Here is a 21,467-nt window from a genome sequence, read left to right as displayed (position 1 = left end):
GCCGGGGTCCACCGCGCCGGTAACGCTGCGTCGTTTTCGGCAAGGTTTCACCAAGCCGCCTGGTGGACCCCGGCACAGGGCCGGGGTGACGAAAGCGCGGTCTAACCCCGTTTTAACCACCGCGCGCTACCGTCCGCCGCATGAACCTGCACGATCTCCGCCGCACCCGGCTGGGCGACGCGCTCTGTGCGTTCGCGCTGGCGGTCGTGCTGGCTGTAGTGTGGACGTGGCGCGACTGGGCGGCGCTGTCGGCGCTCAGGCTGCCCGATACCGACGATGTGATGCGGCTCCAGCAAATCCGCGACTGGATTGGCGGGCAGGGCTTTGCCGATCTGTCGCAGCACCGTTTGGGCGCAGCCCCCGGGCTGGCGATGCACTGGTCGCGGCTGCCCGATCTGGTGCCGGGCGCGATGATCCGCGCGCTTGCCCCGCTGATCGGGAGCCATTCGGCCGAGCTCACCGCTGTGATCGTGTGGCCGACGCTGCTGTTCGCTGTCGCGCTGACCTTGACCGCGCGGATCGCGCGCGTGCTCGGCGGTGCGCCGATCGCGCGCACCGCAATCGTGGTGGCGGCGGTCGCCTTTCCGGCAACGACGATCTTCCTGCCGGGCCGGATCGATCATCACGGGCTGCAGATCGTGCTGCTGTTGATCGTGGTGCGCTCGCTCGTCTCGCGCCCGGCGATGGAGCCGGGTCTGGCGGCGGGGCTGGCGGCGGCGGCGAGCCTCGTCATCGGGATGGAAACCGTGCCGCTGATCGTCGCAGCGGGCGTGGCGATGACGCTCGAATGGTTGCGCGCGCGGCCCGGCGCCGATGACCGAATGATGGGGTTCGGGATCGGGATGGGCGCTGGCCTGCTCGCGGCATCGATCGTGTTCCGCACCAACAGCTGGGGCTATGCCGGATGCGATGGTTTTACGATGATCGCGTGGCGTGCGGGCGTGATTGCGGCGTTCGCGCCGATGAGTATGGCGCTCGCCGCGCGTGACATCGCCAAACCGGTGACGCGCGCCGTGCTCGGGGCGATGATCGCGGCAGTGGTCGGCGTCGGCATCGTCTTGGTCGCGCCCGAATGCCTCACACCGTACGGCGTGGTCGATCCGTTGCTGGTGCGGTTGTGGTTGGGCAAGGTGGGCGAGGCGCAGCCGCTGTTCGCGGCCCCGCGCGCGACCGCGATCGGCTATGCGGGCGTGATGATGACCGGCATCGCGGCAAGCGCGTGGCGGCTTCAGGCAACGCGCGACGGTCGCTGGGGGGCGTTGCTGATCCTGCAGCTGGCGGCGCTGGCGTTGACGTGCGTGCAGCTGCGTGGTGCCTATGCCGGGGCGATCCTAGCGGCCCCCGGCCTGGCGGGGGGAATCGCGGCGGCACGCGCGCGCGGGTCGGTCTGGCTGGCGAGCGCATGGGTCGCCTCGGCCGGCATGCTCTACCCGATTGCGGCGCATGCCGTTGTGGCCGATGTGCCGCGGCCGATGACGCTCGGACAAGTTCAGGGCAGGTGCACCGATCGCGATGCGCTGGGCGATCTCGCCACGCTGCCGCCCGCGCGCTTGCTCGCCCCGCTCGATCTCGGCGCCTATGCGGTCGGCGCTACGCGTATGAGCGTGGTCGGCGCGCCGTATCACCGCAACAATGCCGGCAACCTCGCCGTCTATCGCTTCTTCCTCGGCGCGCCGGCGCAGGGCGGCGCGATCGCGCGACGCTGGCGCGTACGCTATGTCGCGCTGTGTGCCGATGCCTTTGCCGATGCGCCTGCCGGATCGCTCGCGCAGGCGTTGCGACGCGGGTCTGTCCCGCGCTGGTTGACGCCGCTTGGCCCCCGCAATCGTGCGCTCATCCTATTCGCCGTCGAACCCGACTTGTTTCCGGAACCCGCCGCGCGGTAAGAGCCGCGGATGAACGGGGTGGACATTGAGGGGTCGGATCGTGCTGGCGGCGGCGCAGCGCTGCACTGGTGGCAGACGCGTACGTTCGTTGCGATTATGGCGCTCGTCGCGATCGTGCCTTTGCTGCGTCCCGATATTCCGCCGCTGGTCGATTTGCCCGGGCATATGGGGCGCTACCGCGTCCAGCTCTCGCACGATCAATATCCCTGGCTGCTCGACTGGTACAATTTCAACTGGCAGCTGATCGGCAATCTCGGGATTGACTTGCTCGTCATTCCGCTCGCCAAGCTGTTTGGGCTGGAACTGGCGGTCAAGCTGATCGTCATGGCGATCCCGGCGTTGATGGTCACGGGGTTCCTGTGGATTGCGCGCGAAGTGCATGGGCGGATTCCGCCGACGGCCTTGTTCGCGCTGCCGCTGGCGTACAGTTATCCGTTCCAGTTCGGGTTCGTAAATTTCGCGCTGGCGATGGCGATCGCGCTCAATGCCTTCGCGCTGTGGCTGCGGCTCGCGCGGTTGCAGCGGTTTCGGCTGCGCGCGGCGATCTTCCTGCCGCTGTCGTGCGCCTTGTGGGTGTGTCACACCTTTGGCTGGGGTGTGCTCGGGGTTCTCGCTTTCTCGGGCGAAATGATTCGCCAGCATGACGCGCGCACCGATCGCGGGCCTGTCAGCTGGGGGAAGGCGTGGGTCCGCGCCGGGCTCGGCTGCCTCCCGCTCGCCGTGCCGATCCTGTTGATGATCGCGTGGCGTAGTGGCGAGCATGTCACTGGGCAGACCGCCGACTGGTTCAATTGGCGCGCCAAGATCGGCTATGCGACGATGGCGTTGCGTGATCGCTGGATGGCGTTCGACATGGCCTCGGTCGCGGCGCTGCTGGTGATCCTGTTCCGCGGCTTTCGCGATCCGAATGTCGAATATTCGCGCAATCTCGGCCTTTCGGCGCTGTTTCTGCTCGTCGTGTTTTTGCTGTTGCCGCGGATCGTGTTCGGATCGGCGTATGCCGATATGCGTCTCGTGCCCTTCGTGTTCGGCATCGCGATCATCGCCGTTCGCGCCAAACGCGGCCTCTCGATCCGGGGCAGCGCGACGCTGGCGGTGGTGGGCCTGGCCTTTTTCCTGGTGCGGATCGGTGCCGGCACGGCGAGTTACTGGATGTTCGCGAACGATTATGACCGCGAATTGAAGGCGCTCGATCATGTTCCGGTCGGGGCGAAGCTGGTCACTTTCATCGGCACGCAATGCGGCGCGCCATGGACGATGAGCCGGCTTGAGCACATTCCGGCGATCGCGCTGGAACGCAAAATGGCCTATTCGAACGATCAATGGTCGATGGCTGGCGCGCAATTGTTGACCGCGCGCTATCTGCCGGCACGGCGCTTCGCGCATGATCCGTCGCAAATCGTCACCAGCGCGCAATGTCCGCGCGAATGGTGGCGCCCGATCAGCAAGGCGATGGCACGCTTCCCGCGCGACGCGTTCGATTATGTCTGGCTGGTCCGGCCACCCGCTTACGACCCGAAATTCAACCAAGGGCTGGTCGAAATCTGGCGCGATGGGACGAGCGTGCTGTTCCGGGTCGACCATAGCAAGCGCGGGATTCAGATCAGCGACGAAGCGCTGAAAACTGCGCGGCCGCGACCGACGCCGTTCTGATCGTCGGTCGGCTTTATTGCTCGAAAGGACCCTGAACGGGACGTTTTAGAGTCGGATGACGTTACATTGATCCGGCTAGCCCCTCCCCTTCAGGGGAGGGAGTCGGTCAAACGTCATCGCGCTCTAGCTAGCCGCTTCGAGCAAATCCGTCACATCGAGACCAAGCAAGTCGATATGCGCCGCGATGCGCGGCCAGCTCGTATTGATGAAATGTTCGCGTTCGGCGGCGCGCAGTTTTTCGGCGGCACCCGCCAGCACGAACATGCCGACGCCGCGGCGCACCTCGACATAGCCGTCATCCTGAAAGCTCTGATAGGCCTTGGCGACGGTCAGTGGGTTGGCGCCATGTTCGGCGGCAAGCGCACGGACCGAGGGAAGCTGGTCTCCGGCGCGAAACTCGCCGCGCAGGATCGCGGCGGAAATCGTCGCGCGCAGCTTGATATAGACCGGGCTATCTTCGCTGTTCAGTGCTGTCATGCTGCTTTAATACAGCAATAGCCGATTCTGTCCAGTCTTTTACGGTGTGAAATACGTAACGATCGTGCTCATCGCGGGACGTGGACGTTCCTCTAATTGCTTTGCGGGTGTGCCGAGGAAGAAGAACCCGGCGATCCGTTCCGGATCTGCGCCGAATGCATCGCGCACCGCATCGGAATAGCTCGGCCAGCCCGTCAGCCAGCCGCCTGCGAAGCCCAGCGCATGGGTTGCGTTTAGCAAGGTCATGCACGCCGCGCCGACCGAGAGTTGTTGCTCCCACAGCGGAATGTGGCTCGCGGTACGCGGCGTGAACAGGACGACCACCAAAGCCGGCGCTTGATGCGCGAACTGCTCGAGCGCGGCGATCTCGGCCGCCGCTGCCTGCGGGCGTTCGGCGCGGTACGCATCGGTGATCCGTTTCGAAAGCGCGTCGCGCTGCTCGGCTTCGACGATCACGAAGCGCCACGGGGCGATCTTGCCATGATCGGGCACGCGCGCGGCGATCTCGAGGATCGTCGCGAGTTCAGCGGCATTGGGGCCTGGTGCCACCAGATCGCGGGGCTTGCCCGAGCGGCGCGTGGCGAGGAGCGAAAGCGGAGTGGTGGGGTCGTTGAGCATGCGCTGCCCTGTACCGCGGACCGAGAGATATTTACACACCCGCGATTGCCGCTAGTCTCGCGCGCAACCAACGGTGCCGCATTCGACGGCGTCCAAGACACTCAGGGAGCATGCAATGGTGGACACCCCGACCGCGGATACCCCGCGCGAGCCGGATATCAGCCACGTCAATCCGGCAGCGGGCGAGACCTGGTTCGGGCATCCACGCCAGCTTGCGCGGCTCTTTTCGACCGAAGCGATGGAGCGGTTCGGCTATTACGGCATGCGCGCGCTGCTGACGCTCTATCTGGCGCAGCATTTCCTGTTCAGCGACACGACCACCACGGGCATCTACGGTGGTTTCACCGCCTTGGTGTATCTGACACCGCTGATCGGCGGATTGATGGCGGATCGCTTCCTCGGATCGAAACGATCGGTAAAATTCGGCGCGATCCTGATGTCGCTCGGCTATCTCACCTTATGCCTTGGCGGCGGCGAGGCGGCCCGTCCGTTCGCGACCATTGATGGCCAGCGCTACGAGGTGACCGTGCAGGGCACGGGATCGGCGCGGCAGCAATTCGTGCGCGACGGCGGACAGCAATTGCTGATCAAGGGTAATGACGACAAGACGGTCTCGCTGCTCGCGGCCGATGGCAAGGAAGTGCGCAAGATTGGCGCTGGCGGTTTTGAGGCGGGCGGTGATCGCGCACCGATGACGGTATTCCTGCTGTTGATCGGACTTGCGCTCGTCACGATCGGCAATGGTTTCTTCAAGCCCAACATCTCGACGATGGTCGGCGCGCTTTATGCACAAGGCGATCGACGGCGCGATGCGGGGTTCACGATTTTCTACATGGGCATCAATCTCGGCTCCTTGTTTTCGCAAATTCTGTGCCCGCTTCTCGCGGTGGGCATGGGTAGCTGGGGCGGCCTGGGCTGGTGGGCGGGATTTGCGCTTGCCGCGGTTGGCATGATGATTTCGTGGCTGCTGATCCAGTTCGATGGCGGCAAGCTGGACGGAATCGGCGATCGCCCCGTCGATGCACCAACCAACCGTGACGTTTTCATCTATGCCGGTGCCATAGTGATGATCCCGGTCGTCTGGTTCCTGTTCACGAACCTGATGAACTATGTGCCGCCTGCTGCAGGATCGGGGATCGTCGGCTATTTTCTGGGCTTGCCGGTCATGGGCAAGATCATGTTCGGCACGTTTCTGGTCAGCGTACCCGGCATTCTCGGCTGGTCCTATGTCAAGGGATCGCGCGAGGAATTTCAGATGATGCTGGCGGCGATGGTGCTGATCACGTTCAACACCGTTTTCTGGACGCTGTTCGAACAAGCGGGTTCGTCGCTGACGCTGTTTGCCGATCGCAATACCGATTTGTCGGTGTTCGGCTGGTTCTCGATCTCCGCGGGGCAGACGCAGTTTTTCAACGCGCTGTTCATCGTCCTGCTCGCGCCCGTGTTCAGCATCATGTGGAACGCCATGGCGAAGCGTGGGGTGGAGCCGACGATCCCGATCAAGTTTGGCGTCGCGCTGGTCAGCGTCGGGCTGGGCTTTCTGTTTCTTGTATGGGGATCGCACTTTGCCGGTGCCGACTATAAGGTTGGTCTGTGGTGGCTGGCGGGGTTGTACCTGATCCATTCCATGGCCGAGCTGTGCATTTCGCCCGTTGGCCTTTCGATGATCACAAAGCTGTCGATCGCGCGGATCGTGGGGCTGATGATGGGCGTCTGGTTCCTCTCCATCGCCGTCGCACAATATGTCGCGGGCATTGTCGCGCAGTTCGCCAGTGTTGAAACGGTGGGCGGCCAAGTGACCAACCTCAAGGTCAGCCTGGACACCTATGTCGGCGTGTTCACCACGATTTCCGAAATCGCGATCGTGCTCGGCATCATTCTGCTAGGCCTCTCCTGGCCGCTCAAGAAGTGGATGCACGGCGTCAAATAAGGGGGACCGCAAATGGACAGCACGACTCAGGTAGCGATCGCCGCCGCAGCGTTCGTCGGTACGCATTTCCTGCTGTCGCACCCCTTGCGTGCGCCCTTGGTAAAGGCGCTCGGACCGGGCGGGTTCATGGGCGTGTATGTGCTCGTTGCCTTCGCCACGCTCGGCTGGCTGGCGCATGTCTATCAGGCGTCGCCCGCCACCACGCCGCTGTGGGCGGTGGGTGAGGGCATCTGGGGTCCGGTGACGTTGGTCATGCTGGTGGCGAGCGTGCTGCTGGTCGGTTCGCTGATCGGCAATCCGGCCTTGCCCGGGTCGCCGGGGCAGCCGACGCCTGCGGTCGCCAAGGGCGTCTTCGCGATCACGCGGCATCCCATGATGTGGTCTTTCGCTTTGTGGGGGCTGTGCCACATCGCGGTCTATCCGATCGCGGCGAACATCGTCGTGTCGGTTGCGATCGTCATCCTCGCTCTGGTCGGCGCGCGGCTCCAGGACGCCAAGAAGGAAGCGCTGCAAGGCGAGAGCTGGCGCGCATGGGAGGCGAAGACGAGCTACTGGCCGTTCCTCGCCATCGCGCAAGGCCGCGCGAAGTTCGGCGGGTTCCGCCCGCACGACATTGCCGGCGGCGTGGTGATCTGGCTCGCGGGGACTTGGGCGCATATCCCGATCGCCGGGGTGGCGGCGGGTGTGTGGCGCTGGATCTACGGCTGAGCGGGCTCGCTTAGCAGCGCGTCGGCAGCGGTAAGCTCCGCCGGGTCGCTCCGCGCGGCGACGGTCACCGTTACCGCCAGGTCGAAGATCACATTGCCGAGCGTGCGGAAAATGTCGGGCAGCGTCTCGACCGCGAGCAGCAATCCGAGCGGGGCGAGCGGCACGCCGAGCGTCACCGCAATCGGCGAAATCGCGCTGATGAAGCTGACTTGTCCCGGCAGGCTTACCGAACCGAGCGAGGTCAGCACCGCAATCGCGGTCGCCGCGCCGAGCGTCGCGAAGGTCAGCGGCACGCCGAACCACGCCGCGACATAGATCGCGACCGCAAGGTTCATCGCCGGCCCCGTCGCGCGCAGCATCGCGACGCACAGCGGCAGCGCCACGCCCGAGGTCGCCACCGGCACGCCCAGCGCCTCCGACCCCTTGAGCATCGCCGGCAGACTCGCGAGCGAGGATTGGGTGCTGAGCGCGACCGCCAGCGCCGGGGCCGATTCGCGCAGGAAGCGCCCGAATGCGACGCGCCCGCCCCACAGCGCCAGCGGCAGCGCGAACAGGCTGACCGCCACGCCGACCGACGACACCGTCACGATATAATGCAGCAACGCGCCGACCGCCGCAGTGCCTGTTCTCGCCGCCACCGTCAGCGCGAGCGCGAACACGCCGACCGGCGCGATCCAGATGATCCAGCCGATCATCACCAGCATCGTGTCGCGGATCGCGGCGAAGACGCCGGTCAGCGTCTCGCGCCCTGCGCGGTCGATTCGGGTGAGCGCGAACGCGAAGATGAGCGCGAACAGGATCAGCGACAAAAACGCGCCATTGGCGGCGGCGGCGACAACGTTGCTCGGCACCATCCCCGCCATGAATTCGCCGAGCGGCGGGACCGGCCCGGCCGGGGCGACATCGGCGAGCGCGCCGCGCAACGCCGCGGCCGAAGCGGCGGGCATCGGCGCAAACCCCAGAAACAGCGGCGTCAGGATCGCGGCGGCCACCGCGCTCGCCACCATGATCGTCAGGATCACCGCGATCGCGCGCGCCGCCACCGCGCCGCTGCGCGCCGCTTCGGCGGTGGCGGCGATGCCGGTGACGAGCAGCGAGAACACCAGCGGGATCACCGTCATCTGCAAGGCATTGAGCCAGGCCGTGCCGATCGGCTGCGCCACCCCCACTACGCCCGGCACCGCGCCCGGGTTCGACGCGGCGAGCGCGACCCCGAGCAGCAAGCCGAGCACGAGCGCGCCGAGAATCCGGGTCGACGGAGAATTGAAGCTTCGCGACATACTCGCCCTTATTGCTGCACGGCGCTATCACGCCCCTGAAACCACACGGCATAACCGAACGGACGCGCACGAATGGCAAGAAAATATTTCGGCACCGATGGGATTCGTGGCCTCACCAACAAAGCGCCGATGACCGCCGCAATGGCGATGCAGGTCGGGATGGCGGCGGGTGCGCATTTCCGGCGCGGCGACCACAAGCATCGCGTCGTGATCGGCAAGGATACGCGCCTGTCGGGTTATATGCTCGAATCGGCGATGGTTGCAGGCTTCACCAGCGTCGGGATGGACGTGGTGCTGCTCGGGCCGATGCCGACGCCGGCGGTCGCGATGCTGACGCAATCGATGCGTGCCGATTTGGGCGTGATGATCTCGGCCAGCCACAACCCGTATTTCGACAATGGCATCAAATTGTTCGGCCCCGATGGCTATAAGCTGTCCGATGCCGACGAGGCCGCGATCGAGGCGCTGATCGAGAGCGACATCGCGCTGTCGCCCGCGCCCGAAATCGGCCGTGCGCGGCGCGTCGACGATGCGCAGGGGCGCTATATCCACTTCGCCAAATCGACCTTTCCGGAAGATCTGCGGCTCGACGGGATGCGCATCGTGGTCGATTGCGCAAACGGCGCATCGTACCGCGTCGCGCCGACGGCCTTGTGGGAATTGGGTGCCGATGTCGTCGCGATCGGGGTCACACCGAACGGTAAGAACATCAATGACGGCGTCGGATCGACCGCGCCGGGTCTGCTGTGCGAAACGGTGGTGGCGAGCGGCGCGCAACTCGGCATCGCGCTTGATGGCGATGCCGACCGTTTGATCGTGGTCGACGAAAAGGGCCAGATCATCGACGGCGATCAGTTGATGGCGACGATCGCGAGCGGCTGGGCGCGCAGCGGACGGCTGAAGAATGGCGGGCTGGTCGCCACCGTCATGTCGAATCTCGGGCTCGAGCGGCATCTCGCGGCGCAGGGCATCGGGCTGGTCCGCACTGCGGTCGGCGATCGCCACGTGCTCGAGGCGATGCGCGCGCAAGGCTATAATGTCGGCGGCGAGCAATCCGGCCACATCATCCTGTCGGATTATGCGACGACCGGGGACGGGCTGGTTGCCGCCTTGCAAATTCTGGCCGAGCTGGTCTGGGCGGGGGCTCCGGCGAGCGAATTGCTCCACCGTTTTGAGCCACTACCGCAGCTGTTGAAGAATGTCCGCTTCGCTGGCGGCAAGCCACTCGACGACGAAGCCGTCAAAGCCGTGATCGCTGAAGCCGAGGCCGAATTGAAGGGTAAGGGCCGCCTGGTGATCCGTCCCTCGGGCACTGAACCGGTCATTCGCGTGATGGCCGAAGGCGACGATCCGGCGCAGGTCGAGGCGGTGGTTGACCGGATTTGCGCCGCGGTGAAGGTCGCGGCGGGGTAAATTCCCTCTCCCTTTGGGAGAGGGAGGGAGGAGCGAAGCGACGGAAGGGTGAGGGCAGGGCGGTTCCGCGACCGACCCTCACCCCGCGCCGCTTCGCGGCTTGCCCCTCTCCCAACGGGAGAGGGGAAGAAAGGAAAAAAGATGCTAGAAATGCGCCCCGATTGCGAACGCTGCGGCACCGATCTCCCCGCCGATGAAGCGGGCGCGTTCATTTGCTCGTTCGAATGTACCTTCTGCGCCGACTGCGCGGAAAAGCTCGACGATCGCTGCCCCAATTGCGGCGGTGAATTGATGGACCGGCCCGCGCGGGTCGACGACAATCTGCTGCGCCATCCCGCCAGCACGCAGCGGCGCTATCGCAGGTGAAGGGTGTCCTACACCGCGCACTTCGTGCCAGGATCGCCGCCTAATGATGACGCTTTTCGCCCGCCACAGCCGATCGCCCGCTCCGACGTGCGTCCAGACCGGGTCGCCGTGCAGCGATGCGTTTATGCCTAAACTTAGCCTAAACTTCCGCAGGGACAGGAACCCATGACCCCGCGCATCCTCATCATCGCCGGATCCGATTCGGGCGGCGGCGCGGGTATCCAGGCCGATATCAAGACCGTCACGATGCTTGGCGGCCACGCCATGACCGCGATCACCGCGATCACCGCGCAAAATACGCTCGGCGTTCAGGCGGTGATGCCCGTGCCGACCGAGATGGTGATCGCGCAAATCGAATCGTGCGTGTCCGATATCGGGGTCGATGCGGTGAAGATCGGGATGCTGGGGTCGGCAGAGACGGCACATGCAGTGGCGGATTGGCTGGAGGTTCATCGCTCCACCCCGCCCTTCCCCGGCGAAGGCCGGGGCCCAGTCACGCAAGTCGAGGTAACGAAGCGCAGCGCCCGACCTTCCAATGGCTTGCTACTGGGCCCCGGCCTTCGCCGGAGAAGTGAAACGGGGACACTCCCGATCGTCTTCGATCCTGTGATGGTCGCGACCAGCGGCGATGTGCTGGCCGATGTCGATACGATCGCGGCGTTCGAACGGATAGCGAGTGTCGCAACCTTGGTGACGCCGAACCTCGCGGAGCTGGCAACCTTGTCTGGCCTGACATCTGGTCCCGACGCAGTGAAGCTCGCGGCGATCGATTACGCGGCGCGGGTCGGGACGCCGGTTCTTGCCAAAGGCGGGCATGGTCCCGGGGATCAAATTGTCGATTGGCTGGCGGAGCCCGATGGTAACTGGACGCGCTGGCGGCATGACCGCATCGATACGGATCAGTCACATGGCACCGGCTGTACGCTGGCCTCGGCCATCGCAACGTATCTGGCCTATGGAACGCTTTGGAAATCGGCGATCGTTCGCGCCCGCCAATTCGTCCGCCTTGCGCTGCACGATGCGCCCGGCCTCGGTGGCGGGCAGGGGCCGATGGGGCACCAGATGGTTCGGCTCGATCTCGGGCCGGAAGTACGCCTCAATCAAGTGACGGTGGGTTGCACGGACTATGCCGCATCGCGCGAATTCTACCGCACGCTCGGGCTGAAGCAGATCGTCGATAGCCCCGATCATTATGCGCGCTTCGAGGCCCCCGGCGGCGCAACGCTGTCGATCGAACACGGTGCCGCACCGACGGTCTTCTTCGAATGCAACGATCTCGACGCCGAAGTCGCGCGGTTGCAGGCGGCGGGGCTGGTGTTCGATCATCTGCCGATCGAGCGGGAATGGCTGTGGCGCGAGGCGCGGCTGACCGATCCGGCGGGCAACACGATCTGTCTCTATCAAGCGGGCGAGAACCGGCGTTACCCGCCGTGGCGGCTCCCAAATGCCTAACCTCAAACACGAAAAGCTTTGCCTCGCTCCCGTCGCCGGCGTCGATGAAGCCGGACGCGGTCCGCTCGCCGGGCCCGTGGTCGCTGCCGCCGTGATCCTGCCGTCCAAGGGAATCCCGCGTGGTCTCAACGATTCGAAGAAACTGCCCGCCGCCGAACGCGCGCGGCTGTGCGGCCTGCTCCACAGCCGCGCGTGCGTCGGGATCGGCGTGGTCGAGGCCGACGAAATCGATACGCTCAACATCTATTGGGCGACGATGAAGGCGATGACGCTGGCGGTCGAGGCCCTCGAACGCTGCCTTGGGGCGCGCGTCGGGCATGTGCTGGTCGATGGCAACCGCTTGCCCAAATGGAGTTTCGCCGCCACCCCGATCATCGGCGGCGATGCGATCAGCCTGTCGATCGCCGCTGCCTCGATCGTCGCCAAGCATACCCGCGACACGATCATGGCCGCGCACGCCGAGGCGCATCCGCACTACGGATGGCACCGCAACAAGGGCTATGGCTCGCCCGATCACTTGCGCGCGTTGCGCGAACATGGGCCGTCGCCGCTCCACCGCCGCAGTTTCCGGCCCGTTGCCGAAGCTTTCGCCGCAACCGAGTCTTTTGCGCCACACACCATTGGTTGAGCCTGTGGATAAGTCCCGACTCAACATCTGGTTTGCTTCCCGAAATGTTCCGCCTGGTTAACCACTTGTCAGGGTTTTTCGTTAACCAATGTTTGCTTGACGTAGAGTCCGACATTCGCAGGGATGCGCGCCACGAAGACGAATGGGGGCGGTACGATGGGCGTTTTGGAGAAGATCAGGCCAGCGAAGGCGGCGGTTATCGCCCCGTCGCTTGCCCTGCCGGTCGTCCTGCCGCTCGATCAGATCCTGCGCGGCGACTGCATCGCGACGATGCGCGCGCTTCCCGCCAAATCGGTCGATCTGATCTTCGCCGATCCGCCCTATAACCTCCAGCTCGGCGGCGATCTGGCGCGCCCCGACGGCAGCCATGTCGATGCCGTCACTGACGAATGGGACAAGTTCGCCAGCCTCGAAATCTATGACCGCTTCACCCGCGAATGGCTGTTCGAGGCCAAGCGCATCCTGAAGGACAATGGCGCAATCTGGGTGATCGGCAGCTATCACAACATCTTCAAAGTCGGCTCGGCGATCCAGGATCTCGGCTATTGGATCCTCAACGACATCGTCTGGCGTAAATCGAACCCGATGCCCAATTTCAAGGGCACGCGCTTCACCAACGCGCACGAAACGTTGATTTGGGCGTCGATGGGCGAGAAGGCGCGCTACACCTTCAACTATCGCAGCATGAAAACGCTCAACGACGAATTGCAGATGCGCAGCGACTGGGAGTTCCCGGTCTGCGGCGGGCCCGAGCGGTTGAAGAAGGACGGGGTCAAGGTCCATCCGACGCAAAAGCCCGAGGCGCTGATCTACCGCATCCTGCTGGCGTGCACCAAGCCCGGCGACGTTGTGCTCGACCCGTTTTTCGGCACCGGCACGACCGGCGCGGTCGCCAAGCGGCTCGGGCGGCGCTGGATCGGGATCGAGCGCGAGGCGGACTATATCGCGGCGGCCGAGGAGCGGATCGCCGCCGCCCTGCCGCTCGACGAATCGGCGCTGAAGACGATGCAAAGCCCCAAGACCGCGCCGAAGGTCGCGTTTGGGGTGCTGGTCGAGAATGGCTATCTTACCGCCGGCCGCGTGCTGTGCGACGCCAAGCGCAAGCACCGCGCGCTCGTCCGCGCCGATGGCAGCCTTGAGAGTGTGTGCGGGCAGACGGGGTCGATTCACAAACTCGGTTCGCTGCTGCAGAACGCCCCGGCGTGCAACGGCTGGACCTTCTGGCATCACGAAACCCCCGATGGGCTGAAGCCGATCGATACGCTGCGGCAGACCTATTTGCTGGCTACGCAAATCTGACCGGCACGCGGGCGCTCTGTCCTACTTGCCCGCCTTCTGGCAGAGCAAAGCGATGATCGTCCGCGCCCTCAGCTCCTCCCTCAGTTCGTCGTTTCGCGGCACCGCTTCGCCGCGTGCTAAAATCGACAGTGCGGCACCTTCGGTACCTTTGCTGTTTCCCGGATGCGCCGCATGAGCACGACCTCGCTCCATCTCCGCCCGATCCAGTTCGTCGATACCCCCATCGGTCGCGACGGAGCGGTCGCGCGACTCGCCGGGGGAATGCTGTGGTTCTCCGCCTATGAGGTGATCGAGGACGACCGGCGACGCACCGTCGCGATCGACGACCTCGACGCACTGCTCTCGGATGAGCGCGCAGCGAAGCTCCACGCCGCCATCACCGCGCCACGTGCGCCGCTGGTGCTGGGCGCGCGCACGCTCCGCTTCGACCAGCCGAGCGTTGCGGGCATCCTCAACGTGACGCCCGACAGCTTCTCTGACGGCGGAGCATTGCACGACGATCCGGCTTCGGCGGCGAGTGCCGGCGTCGCGCTGGCGGCGGCGGGTGCCGCGCTGATCGATGTCGGCGGCGAATCGACCAGGCCAAACGCGGCGACCGTGTGGGAAGGCGACGAGATCACCCGCGTCGTGCCCGTGATCGAACGGCTCGCGCGCAGCGGCACGCTCGTCTCGATCGACACGCGCAAGGCGAGCGTAATGGAGGCGGCGCTGGGGGCGGGGGCAGCGATCGTCAACGACGTCTCGGCGTTGCTATGGGACGATCGCGCGCTCGCGGTGGTGGCAAAGGCGGGCTGCCCGGTCGTGCTGATGCACTCGCCCGAGCCGAGCAAGGGGCCGCATGGTGGTACGGGCTATCAGGATGTCGTGGTCGAGGTGTTCGACTGGCTCGCGGACCGCATTGCGGCAGTGGTCGCAGGCGGGGTCGATCGGGCCCGGATCATCGTTGATCCCGGCATCGGCTTCGGCAAATCGCTGTCGGACAATCTCGCGCTCATCAACGGATTGGCGCTGTTCCACGGACTCGGCTGCCCGATCCTGCTCGGCGCGAGCCGCAAGCGGATGATCGGCGCGCTGTCGAACGAGGCCCCGGTCGGCGAGCGGCTCGGCGGGTCGATTGCGCTGGCGATGGCTGGGATTGCTTCGGGCGCCCAGATGCTCCGCGTCCACGATGTCGCGGAGACGGTACAGGCGGTGCGCGTGTGGCGTGGCTTGCGCGACCGCGCTTTGGTTGGGCGGTAGAGGCGCGACGTCGGCAAAGCCGTCGTCGGTCGGATCGGCTAGGCCGTCCGCCGTCCGGGCTTGCGCTGCGCCTTGCGCACCGGCGCGGACGTTGCCGCGCCTGCGCTACGCCGCGGCGTTGTCGATCCCCAATTCGCCAAGCTTGCGATACAGCGTCGAGCGCCCGATCCCGAGCCGCCGCGCAACCTCCGTCATCCGGCCGCGATAATGGCCGATCGCGAGGCGGATGACATCGGCTTCGATCTCCTCCAGCGCGCGCAAATTGCCGTCGGCATGGAACAGCGTCACCCCGCCGCTGGTCGCCATCGGCATGGGCGTCGGCGTGGTATGGCGCTGTCCGCCAAGGGCGGCGATCTGCGGGAAATCGGTGCGGGTCAGTGCCGCGCCATCGCACAGCACGGCCGCGCGGAAGAGCGCGTTCTGCAACTGGCGCACGTTCCCCGGCCAATCATAATGGCCAAGCAAAGCGAGCGCATCGTCGGTGATGCCGAGCGGCCGCAGCCCCGGTTGCTGCGCGATCCGTGCCAGCAAATGCCGCGCGAGCGCTGGGATATCGCCGGTGCGTTCGCGCAGCGGCGGAATGGTGACCTGCACGACGTTGAGCCGGTAATAGAGATCCTCGCGGAACCGCCCGGCCTCGACCTCTTCGATCAGCCGCTTGTTGGTGGCGGCGATGACGCGGACATCGACTTCCTTGGTGTGGCGTGCGCCGATCGGCTGAATCTCGCCCGATTGCAGCACGCGCAGCAATTTGACTTGCGCCTCCAGTGGCATTTCGCCGATCTCGTCGAGAAAGAGCGTCCCGCCATCAGCCTCCTGAAAGCGCCCGATCTTGCGTTCGAACGCGCCGGTGAACGCGCCTTTCTCATGCCCGAACAGTTCGGATTCGACCAGATTGGGCGGCAGCGCGCCGCAATTCACCGCGACCATCGCCTTCTTGCCGCGCGGGGAGGCGGCGTGGATCGCCTCGGCGACGACTTCCTTGCCGACGCCGCTTTCGCCTTCGAGCAGCACCGGCACGCGCGCGCGCGCCGCCTTGGCGGCGATGGCGAGCGCTGAGCGGAACTCGGGTGCCGAGCCGACGATCTCGTCGAACGCGAGCAAGGCCGGGATTTTCTCGGTCAGCGGCCGCAATTCGCCGGCGGATTTGCCCGCCACTGCGGCATCGAGCGCGCTGAGCAGCCGTTCCGGGGCGAGCGGCTTGACCAGGAAATCGGTCGCCCCGCTGCGCATTGCGGAGACGGCTTGCGCGACCGAACCATTGGCAGTCAGCAGCAAAAGCGGCAGCGCCGGGCGACGGCTGCGCAGTTCGGCGATCAGCACGGTCGGATCGGCATCCGGCGCCCATTGGTCGAGCAGGACAGCGTCGAGCTGCATCCCGTCTTGCGTGCCGAGCATCGCAATCGCCATTTCGCCATCGGCGGCGAAGATCGCGCGCCAGCCGCGCCGCGCCGCGATCGCCGCGACGAGGCGGCGTTGCGCGGGTTCGTCGTCGATCAGCATCAGCAGGCGCTGTCCGTTGCGCGTCATGCGGTACCCCATTTCGTCCCAGGTTCAGCCGCTAACCATAGGCATAAGGTATGAAAACGGCCTTAAACGCCCCGCAAAGAGACAGGTGGGACGTGACTCCGTGATGACTCCCCGATAACCGCTACGCGAACCGAGGGGGTTGAGGGGCGCGCACGTGGCCGCTAAGCAGGCGACGCGAAACGCATTCGAGGGACGAAACGATGGCTGCCGAAAACGACATGCAGGTCCACCAGGCAACCTATCACAAGGTGATTGGCTGGATGAAATATGGCGCGATTATCGTGGCGGTGATCGCCGCGGCGGTGATCTTCGTGATCACGCGGAAGTAGGATGAAGATCGCCGTCCTGCGCGAAACCGCCGAGGGCGAGCGCCGCGTCGCCGCGACACCCGAAACGGCGAAAAAATTCATCGCGCTGGGCGCGACCGTTGCGGTCGAGGCAGGCGCGGGCGGGACCGCCTCGATCGCCGATGCCGATTATGCCGCTGCTGGCGCGAGCGTGGCGGATCGCGCCGCGACGCTGGCGGGCGCGGACATCGTGCTGGGCGTGCAAGGGCCGGATGCGGCGGCGTTGGCCGGTGTCGCGCCGGGTGCGTGGCTGGTGGCGTCGCTCAATCCGTTTGCCGATCGTGCGCGGATCGAGGGTTATGCCGCAGCGGGCCTCGAGGCGCTGGCGATGGAATTCATGCCGCGCATCACGCGCGCGCAATCGATGGATATCCTGTCGTCACAGTCGAATCTGTCCGGCTACAAGGCGGTGCTCGATGCCGCCGCCACCTATGGCCGCGCCTTTCCGATGATGATGACCGCGGCGGGCACGGTTTCGGCCGCGCGCGTGTTCGTGATGGGCGTGGGTGTCGCCGGGCTTCAGGCAATCGCCACCGCGCGGCGCTTGGGTGCGCAGGTTTCAGCGACCGACGTGCGCTCGGCCACCAAGGAACAGATCCAGTCGCTCGGCGCGAAGCCGATCTTCGTCGAGAACGTCAAGGGCATCGAAGGCGAAGGCTCGGGTGGCTATGCCGGTGAGATGAGCCCCGAATATCAGGCGGCGCAGGCCGAGCTGGTCTCGGGGCATATCGCCAAGCAGGACATCGTCATCACGACCGCGCTGATCCCCGGCCGTCCCGCCCCGCGCCTCATCTCGGCGGCGCAAGTGGCGAGCATGCGGCCGGGCTCGGTGATCGTCGATCTCGCCGTCGAGGCGGGCGGCAATGTCGAAGGCGCGGTTGCGGGCGAGACAGTCGTGGTGAACGGCGTGTCGATCGTGGGGCACCGCAACGTGCCCTCGCGGCTGGCGGCGGATGCCTCGGCGTTGTTCTCGCGGAACTTGTTCAATTTTCTCAGCGCCTTCTGGGACAAGGAATCAGGCAAACCGGTGCTCGACGCCGAAATCGGCGATGCGATCCGGCTGACACAGGGTGGCAAGGTCGTGAACGCGCGGTTGCTAGGGTGATTGAGAGCGCGCTCTCCAATCCTCCCCGGAACGGGGAGGGGGACCGTGAGCATTCAGCGAACGGTGGAGGGGGCGTGCGGCAAATGCTCCGTCCGGAAGTCGCGACCGCGCGCAAACTCCGCCGCGATCTGAGCTTGCCCGAAGCGCTCCTGTGGCAGCGCTTGCGCGGCAAGCAAGCTGGCCTCAAGTTCCGCCGTCAGCATCCGATCGGCCCGTACGTTGTGGATTTCTACTGCGCGGCCCTCAAAACGGTTACCGAGATCGATGGCGAAGCGCATAGCTGCGCCGACCGGCCAGAGCGCGATACATCGCGCGATGCCTTCATCGCGCAAAATGGCTTTCGCGTCGTGCACGTTGCGGCGCAGCGCATTCTGAAAGACCCGGACGCGGCGGCAGATGCGATCGTCGCGCACGTAGCCCGCCCCCTCCACCATCCTTCGGATGGTCCCCCTCCCCGTGCCGGGGAGGATTAAGGAAAGACCATGGACTTCATCTCGATCCTTTCCATCTTCGTGATGGCGTGCTTCGTCGGTTATTATGTGGTGTGGTCGGTCACGCCCGCGTTGCACACGCCGTTGATGGCGGTGACCAATGCGATTTCGAGCGTCATCATCGTCGGCGCGCTGATTGCGAGCGCAGCGGTTGCGCTCGGCAGCGGCGGTGCCGTGTCGAAATGGCTCGGGCTGCTCGCGGTGGTGCTGGCGAGCATCAATATCTTCGGCGGCTTTGCGGTGACGGCGCGGATGCTGGCAATGTATAAGAAGAAGGAAAAGCCCGCAGCGGCGAAGTAACGAGCGTCACCCCGGCCTTGAGCCGGGGTCTCGCTTTTTCGAGCGTGGGCGACAGCGGGACCCCGGACCAAGTCCGGGGTGACGACGATTAGGGGAAGACAAGTGGAACATTTAACGGTCAATCCCTTCGCTTCGCTGGCGTATCTCGTCGCGGGGGTGTGCTTCATCCTGGCGTTGCGCGGCCTGTCGAGCCCGGCGACGAGCCAGCGCGGCAACCGGATGGGCATCATCGGCATGACCATCGCGGTGGTGACGACCCTGGTAACGCATGTGCCGACGCTCGATGCGGGCGCGCTCGATGCCGTCACGATCGTCGAAATCCTCGCCGCGATCGGCATCGGTGCCGCGATCGGCATCGTCACCGCGCGGAAGATCGCGATGACCGACATGCCGCAGCTCGTCGCGGCGTTCCACTCGCTCGTCGGCATGGCGGCGGTGCTCGTGGCGGCAGCGGCGTTTCTCAATCCGCAAGCCTTCGGCATCGCCGAGAATGGCGTGATCTTCGTGCAGTCCCGCATCGAAATGGGCTTGGGCATCGCGATCGGCGCGATCACGTTCAGCGGCTCGGTCATCGCGTTCTTGAAACTCAACGGCAATATGGGCGGCAAGCCGATCATGCTGCCCGGCCGTCACGTCATCAATCTCGGCGTGCTCGCGGCGATCCTCGGGCTGATCGCCTATTTCACGCAGGACCAGAGTCCGTGGATCTTCTGGACCGTCACGATCCTCTCTTTTGCGATCGGCTTCCTGCTGATCATCCCGATCGGCGGCGCGGATATGCCCGTCGTGGTGTCGATGCTCAATTCCTATTCGGGCTGGGCGGCGGCGGCGATGGGTTTCACGCTGCACAACACCGCGATGATCATCACCGGCGCGCTGGTCGGGTCGTCGGGCGCGATCCTCAGCTACATCATGTGCAAGGCGATGAACCGCAGCTTCATCTCGGTGATCGCGGGCGGCTTCGGCGGCGACAGCGCGGCAGCGAGTGGTGAAGCCAAGGAACAACGCCCGTGGAAGCGTGGCAGCGCCGAGGACGCGGCCTTCCTGCTGGGACAAGCCGAACAGGTCATCATCGTCCCCGGCTACGGCATGGCGGTCAGCCAGGCGCAGCACACGCTGCGCGAAATGGGCGACAAACTGAAGGCACACGGCGTGCGCGTGAAATACGCGATCCACCCCGTCGCCGGGCGCATGCCGGGGCACATGAACGTCCTGCTCGCCGAAGCGAACGTGCCATATGACGACGTGTTCGAGCTGGAAGACATCAACTCGGAATTCGCGCAGACCGACATTGCTTTCGTGATCGGCGCAAACGACGTGACTAATCCAGCCGCCAAGACCGACAAGACCTCACCGATCTACGGCATGCCCGTGCTCGACGTCGAAAAGGCCAAGACCGTGCTGTTCATCAAGCGCTCGATGGGCGGGGTCGGCTATGCCGGGGTCGATAACGACGTGTTCTATATGGATAATACGATGATGCTGCTCGGCGACGCCAAGAAGATGGTCGAAGAGATTGTGAAGTCGCTCGACTGACGCAGCGTCGGCGTGCGCTACGCATGATACGCACGGCAACTATCTCCGTTTCGAACGAAACTGCGACAGAGCTCGGAACGGTGGAGCAGATTGCCACCAAAGCGGCGACAGTTCGACTACCCCGATTTGGTGCAATGCGTAATTTCCATGTTCGCGTCGGGCCATTGGCTGGTCGACCGAAGGGGATGCCATGATGGACAGCGGTATCGGCGAGGCAATACAAGGCTGGGGTAGCGCTCCCTCGGACGCGACGCCGGCAACGCTCGTCATCGCGGACGCCGAAGCGGGATATTTCCCCGAGCATGCCGTCACGGCGGCGGGCGGTCATGTTCGGGGTCGGGTCAGCTGGCACGACGCCAGAGAACGACTCGAACGACAGGGCCCGTTGGCAGTGGTTCTCGCTGAAGCGCGCGGGGCCAGCGACGCCGCGCTCACCCCCGTGCTGCCGCTGCTCGATGCGATCGGGCGGCAGGGCGATACGCGGATCGTGGTGACGCTCGATTTCGAACAGATTGATGTGCTGGCCGCGAGCTTGTGCGGACCCGGAATCGAATTGCTGTGCGCGCCGAGCGATGTCGAACGGGTCGCGGCGTTGTGCCTTGCGGGCTTACGCAGCGGCGACCGCGTCCACGACGTCAGCCGCAACGCCGAGGCGGTGCGCTTGCAGCGTCTCAACCAGGAAGTCGCACGGATCGCCGAGACGCTGGCGCGGCTCACGCGCGGCGACGGCGACACCCGCCGCGTCGATCGTCGCAACGGCGGGGTCGGTGAACCGATCCAGGGCTATCGCGCGCCGCCGCCTGCCTCGGATGCGGCGGAGGTGACCGCTCGCGACATTCGCGAAACGATCCGTGCGCGGCGCTTGCGCGATCAATATTTCGGGAACGGCCTGTTCGAGGATCCGGCCTGGGATATGATGCTCGATCTGTTCGCGGCCGAGCTGGAGCGCGCGCAAGTCTCGGTATCGAGCCTGTGCATCGCTGCCGCGCTCGCGCCGACCACGGCGCTACGCTGGATTGCACGGATGACCGAGGCCGGCCTGTTCGAGCGCCAGCCCGATCCGTTTGATCGCCGTCGCGCTTTCCTCGGCCTGTCCGACCGGGCGAGTCTTGGTATGCGCAATTACGTCGCCGCGGTGGGGCGAAGCGGGATGGCGATCGCTTAGCCAGCGGGGCGGTTGCGGCTGGGTGACGTGCAGGCTTGCCCGAT

20 protein-coding genes are annotated in these 21,467 nt (G+C 65.4%); 16 read left to right on the top strand and 4 right to left on the bottom strand.

The window, feature by feature from the left end; genetic code table 11:
- Window positions 1–140: 140 nt before the first annotated feature.
- Window positions 141–1,886: a hypothetical protein gene (locus IEV62_RS14430; RefSeq protein WP_188448704.1), complete on the top strand. Its 1,746-nt coding sequence runs from the start codon at window positions 141–143 to the stop codon at window positions 1,884–1,886.
- A 9-nt stretch (window positions 1,887–1,895) separates the two neighbouring features.
- Complete coding sequence (locus tag IEV62_RS14425) at window positions 1,896–3,539, top strand: hypothetical protein (protein ID WP_188448702.1); 1,644 nt, start codon at window positions 1,896–1,898, stop codon at window positions 3,537–3,539.
- Between the two features lie 123 nt (window positions 3,540–3,662).
- Here the strand turns inward: IEV62_RS14425 and IEV62_RS14420 are convergent, their stop codons facing one another.
- Window positions 3,663–4,016 carry a GntR family transcriptional regulator gene (locus tag IEV62_RS14420; RefSeq protein ID WP_188448700.1) on the bottom strand — a complete coding sequence of 118 codons (354 nt, stop codon included), beginning with the start codon at window positions 4,014–4,016 and terminating at the stop codon, window positions 3,663–3,665.
- A 39-nt stretch (window positions 4,017–4,055) separates the two neighbouring features.
- A complete protein-coding gene (locus IEV62_RS14415; RefSeq protein WP_188448698.1) occupies window positions 4,056–4,634 on the bottom strand; it encodes a nitroreductase family protein in 579 nt (192 codons plus the stop codon).
- A 115-nt stretch (window positions 4,635–4,749) separates the two neighbouring features.
- On the opposite strand from IEV62_RS14415, the gene IEV62_RS14410 reads away from it, so the two are divergent.
- Window positions 4,750–6,564 carry a peptide MFS transporter gene (locus IEV62_RS14410; RefSeq protein ID WP_188448696.1) on the top strand — a complete coding sequence of 605 codons (1,815 nt, stop codon included), beginning with the start codon at window positions 4,750–4,752 and terminating at the stop codon, window positions 6,562–6,564.
- Window positions 6,565–6,576: 12 nt separating this feature from the next.
- Window positions 6,577–7,272, top strand: a complete 696-nt coding sequence (locus tag IEV62_RS14405; protein ID WP_188448694.1) for an NnrU family protein — start codon at window positions 6,577–6,579, stop codon at window positions 7,270–7,272.
- On the opposite strand, the gene IEV62_RS14400 is transcribed toward IEV62_RS14405, so the two are convergent.
- Window positions 7,263–8,552: a dicarboxylate/amino acid:cation symporter gene (locus IEV62_RS14400; protein WP_188448692.1), complete on the bottom strand. Its 1,290-nt coding sequence runs from the start codon at window positions 8,550–8,552 to the stop codon at window positions 7,263–7,265. The genes IEV62_RS14405 and IEV62_RS14400 overlap by 10 nt on opposite strands.
- Window positions 8,553–8,624: 72 nt before the next feature.
- On the opposite strand from IEV62_RS14400, the gene glmM reads away from it, so the two are divergent.
- The 6 genes from glmM (at window position 8,625) to folP (ending at window position 14,949) form a co-directional block, all read left to right on the top strand.
- On the top strand, window positions 8,625–9,965 hold the full coding sequence (gene glmM / locus IEV62_RS14395; protein ID WP_188448691.1) for a phosphoglucosamine mutase: 1,341 nt from the start codon (window positions 8,625–8,627) through the stop codon (window positions 9,963–9,965).
- A gap of 141 nt (window positions 9,966–10,106) precedes the next feature.
- Window positions 10,107–10,331 (top strand): DUF1272 domain-containing protein, encoded by a 225-nt coding sequence (locus IEV62_RS14390; protein WP_188448689.1) that lies wholly within the window; start codon window positions 10,107–10,109, stop codon window positions 10,329–10,331.
- A 165-nt stretch (window positions 10,332–10,496) separates the two neighbouring features.
- Window positions 10,497–11,783 (top strand): bifunctional hydroxymethylpyrimidine kinase/phosphomethylpyrimidine kinase, encoded by a 1,287-nt coding sequence (locus IEV62_RS14385; protein ID WP_229733191.1) that lies wholly within the window; start codon window positions 10,497–10,499, stop codon window positions 11,781–11,783.
- Window positions 11,776–12,411 (top strand): ribonuclease HII, encoded by a 636-nt coding sequence (rnhB, locus tag IEV62_RS14380; protein WP_188448687.1) that lies wholly within the window; start codon window positions 11,776–11,778, stop codon window positions 12,409–12,411. Before IEV62_RS14385 ends, rnhB begins: the two co-directional genes overlap by 8 nt.
- Window positions 12,412–12,567: 156 nt before the next feature.
- Window positions 12,568–13,710 (top strand): site-specific DNA-methyltransferase, encoded by a 1,143-nt coding sequence (locus IEV62_RS14375; RefSeq protein ID WP_308511165.1) that lies wholly within the window; start codon window positions 12,568–12,570, stop codon window positions 13,708–13,710.
- A 171-nt stretch (window positions 13,711–13,881) separates the two neighbouring features.
- The gene (folP, locus tag IEV62_RS14370; protein WP_188448685.1) at window positions 13,882–14,949 is read left to right on the top strand and encodes a dihydropteroate synthase; all 1,068 of its coding nucleotides are present in this window, start codon (window positions 13,882–13,884) and stop codon (window positions 14,947–14,949) included.
- A gap of 105 nt (window positions 14,950–15,054) precedes the next feature.
- Here the strand turns inward: folP and IEV62_RS14365 are convergent, their stop codons facing one another.
- Window positions 15,055–16,479, bottom strand: coding sequence for a sigma-54-dependent transcriptional regulator (locus tag IEV62_RS14365; RefSeq protein ID WP_188448683.1), 1,425 nt, complete (start codon window positions 16,477–16,479; stop codon window positions 15,055–15,057).
- Between the two features lie 200 nt (window positions 16,480–16,679).
- Here IEV62_RS14365 and IEV62_RS14360 point away from each other — a divergent pair, with 200 nt between their 5' ends.
- The 6 genes from IEV62_RS14360 to IEV62_RS14335 all read left to right on the top strand — a co-directional run bounded on the left by IEV62_RS14360 (window position 16,680) and on the right by IEV62_RS14335 (window position 21,423).
- Window positions 16,680–16,808, top strand: coding sequence for an aa3-type cytochrome c oxidase subunit IV (locus IEV62_RS14360; RefSeq protein ID WP_188448681.1), 129 nt, complete (start codon window positions 16,680–16,682; stop codon window positions 16,806–16,808).
- Between the two features lies 1 nt (window position 16,809).
- A complete protein-coding gene (locus IEV62_RS14355) occupies window positions 16,810–17,931 on the top strand; it encodes an NAD(P) transhydrogenase subunit alpha (protein ID WP_188448679.1) in 1,122 nt (373 codons plus the stop codon).
- 83 nt (window positions 17,932–18,014) lie between these two features.
- Window positions 18,015–18,404, top strand: a complete 390-nt coding sequence (locus tag IEV62_RS14350) for an endonuclease domain-containing protein (RefSeq protein WP_188448740.1) — start codon at window positions 18,015–18,017, stop codon at window positions 18,402–18,404.
- Window positions 18,405–18,413: 9 nt separating this feature from the next.
- A complete protein-coding gene (locus tag IEV62_RS14345) occupies window positions 18,414–18,722 on the top strand; it encodes a proton-translocating transhydrogenase family protein (protein ID WP_188448678.1) in 309 nt (102 codons plus the stop codon).
- A 102-nt stretch (window positions 18,723–18,824) separates the two neighbouring features.
- Window positions 18,825–20,258 carry an NAD(P)(+) transhydrogenase (Re/Si-specific) subunit beta gene (locus IEV62_RS14340; protein ID WP_188448676.1) on the top strand — a complete coding sequence of 478 codons (1,434 nt, stop codon included), beginning with the start codon at window positions 18,825–18,827 and terminating at the stop codon, window positions 20,256–20,258.
- A gap of 190 nt (window positions 20,259–20,448) precedes the next feature.
- Window positions 20,449–21,423 carry a hypothetical protein gene (locus IEV62_RS14335; RefSeq protein WP_188448674.1) on the top strand — a complete coding sequence of 325 codons (975 nt, stop codon included), beginning with the start codon at window positions 20,449–20,451 and terminating at the stop codon, window positions 21,421–21,423.
- The last annotated feature ends 44 nt before the right edge of the window (window positions 21,424–21,467 follow it).

The sequence above is a fragment of the Sphingomonas psychrolutea genome (assembly GCF_014636175.1).
GTDB lineage: Bacteria > Pseudomonadota > Alphaproteobacteria > Sphingomonadales > Sphingomonadaceae > Sphingomonas > Sphingomonas psychrolutea.
This window is presented reverse-complemented; position numbering and strand designations above follow the sequence as displayed.

Bases quoted from the DNA above. Each gene is read 5' to 3' on its own strand.
- IEV62_RS14430 (WP_188448704.1), top strand. From the start codon at position 141: ATGAACCTGCACGATCTCCGCCGCACCCGGCTGGGCGACGCGCTCTGT.
- IEV62_RS14425 (WP_188448702.1), top strand. From the start codon at position 1,896: ATGAACGGGGTGGACATTGAGGGGTCGGATCGTGCTGGCGGCGGCGCA.
- IEV62_RS14420 (WP_188448700.1), bottom strand. From the start codon at position 4,016: ATGACAGCACTGAACAGCGAAGATAGCCCGGTCTATATCAAGCTGCGC.
- IEV62_RS14415 (WP_188448698.1), bottom strand. From the start codon at position 4,634: ATGCTCAACGACCCCACCACTCCGCTTTCGCTCCTCGCCACGCGCCGC.
- IEV62_RS14410 (WP_188448696.1), top strand. From the start codon at position 4,750: ATGGTGGACACCCCGACCGCGGATACCCCGCGCGAGCCGGATATCAGC.
- IEV62_RS14405 (WP_188448694.1), top strand. From the start codon at position 6,577: ATGGACAGCACGACTCAGGTAGCGATCGCCGCCGCAGCGTTCGTCGGT.
- IEV62_RS14400 (WP_188448692.1), bottom strand. From the start codon at position 8,552: ATGTCGCGAAGCTTCAATTCTCCGTCGACCCGGATTCTCGGCGCGCTC.
- glmM (WP_188448691.1), top strand. From the start codon at position 8,625: ATGGCAAGAAAATATTTCGGCACCGATGGGATTCGTGGCCTCACCAAC.
- IEV62_RS14390 (WP_188448689.1), top strand. From the start codon at position 10,107: ATGCTAGAAATGCGCCCCGATTGCGAACGCTGCGGCACCGATCTCCCC.
- IEV62_RS14385 (WP_229733191.1), top strand. From the start codon at position 10,497: ATGACCCCGCGCATCCTCATCATCGCCGGATCCGATTCGGGCGGCGGC.
- rnhB (WP_188448687.1), top strand. From the start codon at position 11,776: ATGCCTAACCTCAAACACGAAAAGCTTTGCCTCGCTCCCGTCGCCGGC.
- IEV62_RS14375 (WP_308511165.1), top strand. From the start codon at position 12,568: ATGGGCGTTTTGGAGAAGATCAGGCCAGCGAAGGCGGCGGTTATCGCC.
- folP (WP_188448685.1), top strand. From the start codon at position 13,882: ATGAGCACGACCTCGCTCCATCTCCGCCCGATCCAGTTCGTCGATACC.
- IEV62_RS14365 (WP_188448683.1), bottom strand. From the start codon at position 16,479: ATGACGCGCAACGGACAGCGCCTGCTGATGCTGATCGACGACGAACCC.
- IEV62_RS14360 (WP_188448681.1), top strand. From the start codon at position 16,680: ATGGCTGCCGAAAACGACATGCAGGTCCACCAGGCAACCTATCACAAG.
- IEV62_RS14355 (WP_188448679.1), top strand. From the start codon at position 16,810: ATGAAGATCGCCGTCCTGCGCGAAACCGCCGAGGGCGAGCGCCGCGTC.
- IEV62_RS14350 (WP_188448740.1), top strand. From the start codon at position 18,015: ATGCTCCGTCCGGAAGTCGCGACCGCGCGCAAACTCCGCCGCGATCTG.
- IEV62_RS14345 (WP_188448678.1), top strand. From the start codon at position 18,414: ATGGACTTCATCTCGATCCTTTCCATCTTCGTGATGGCGTGCTTCGTC.
- IEV62_RS14335 (WP_188448674.1), top strand. From the start codon at position 20,449: ATGATGGACAGCGGTATCGGCGAGGCAATACAAGGCTGGGGTAGCGCT.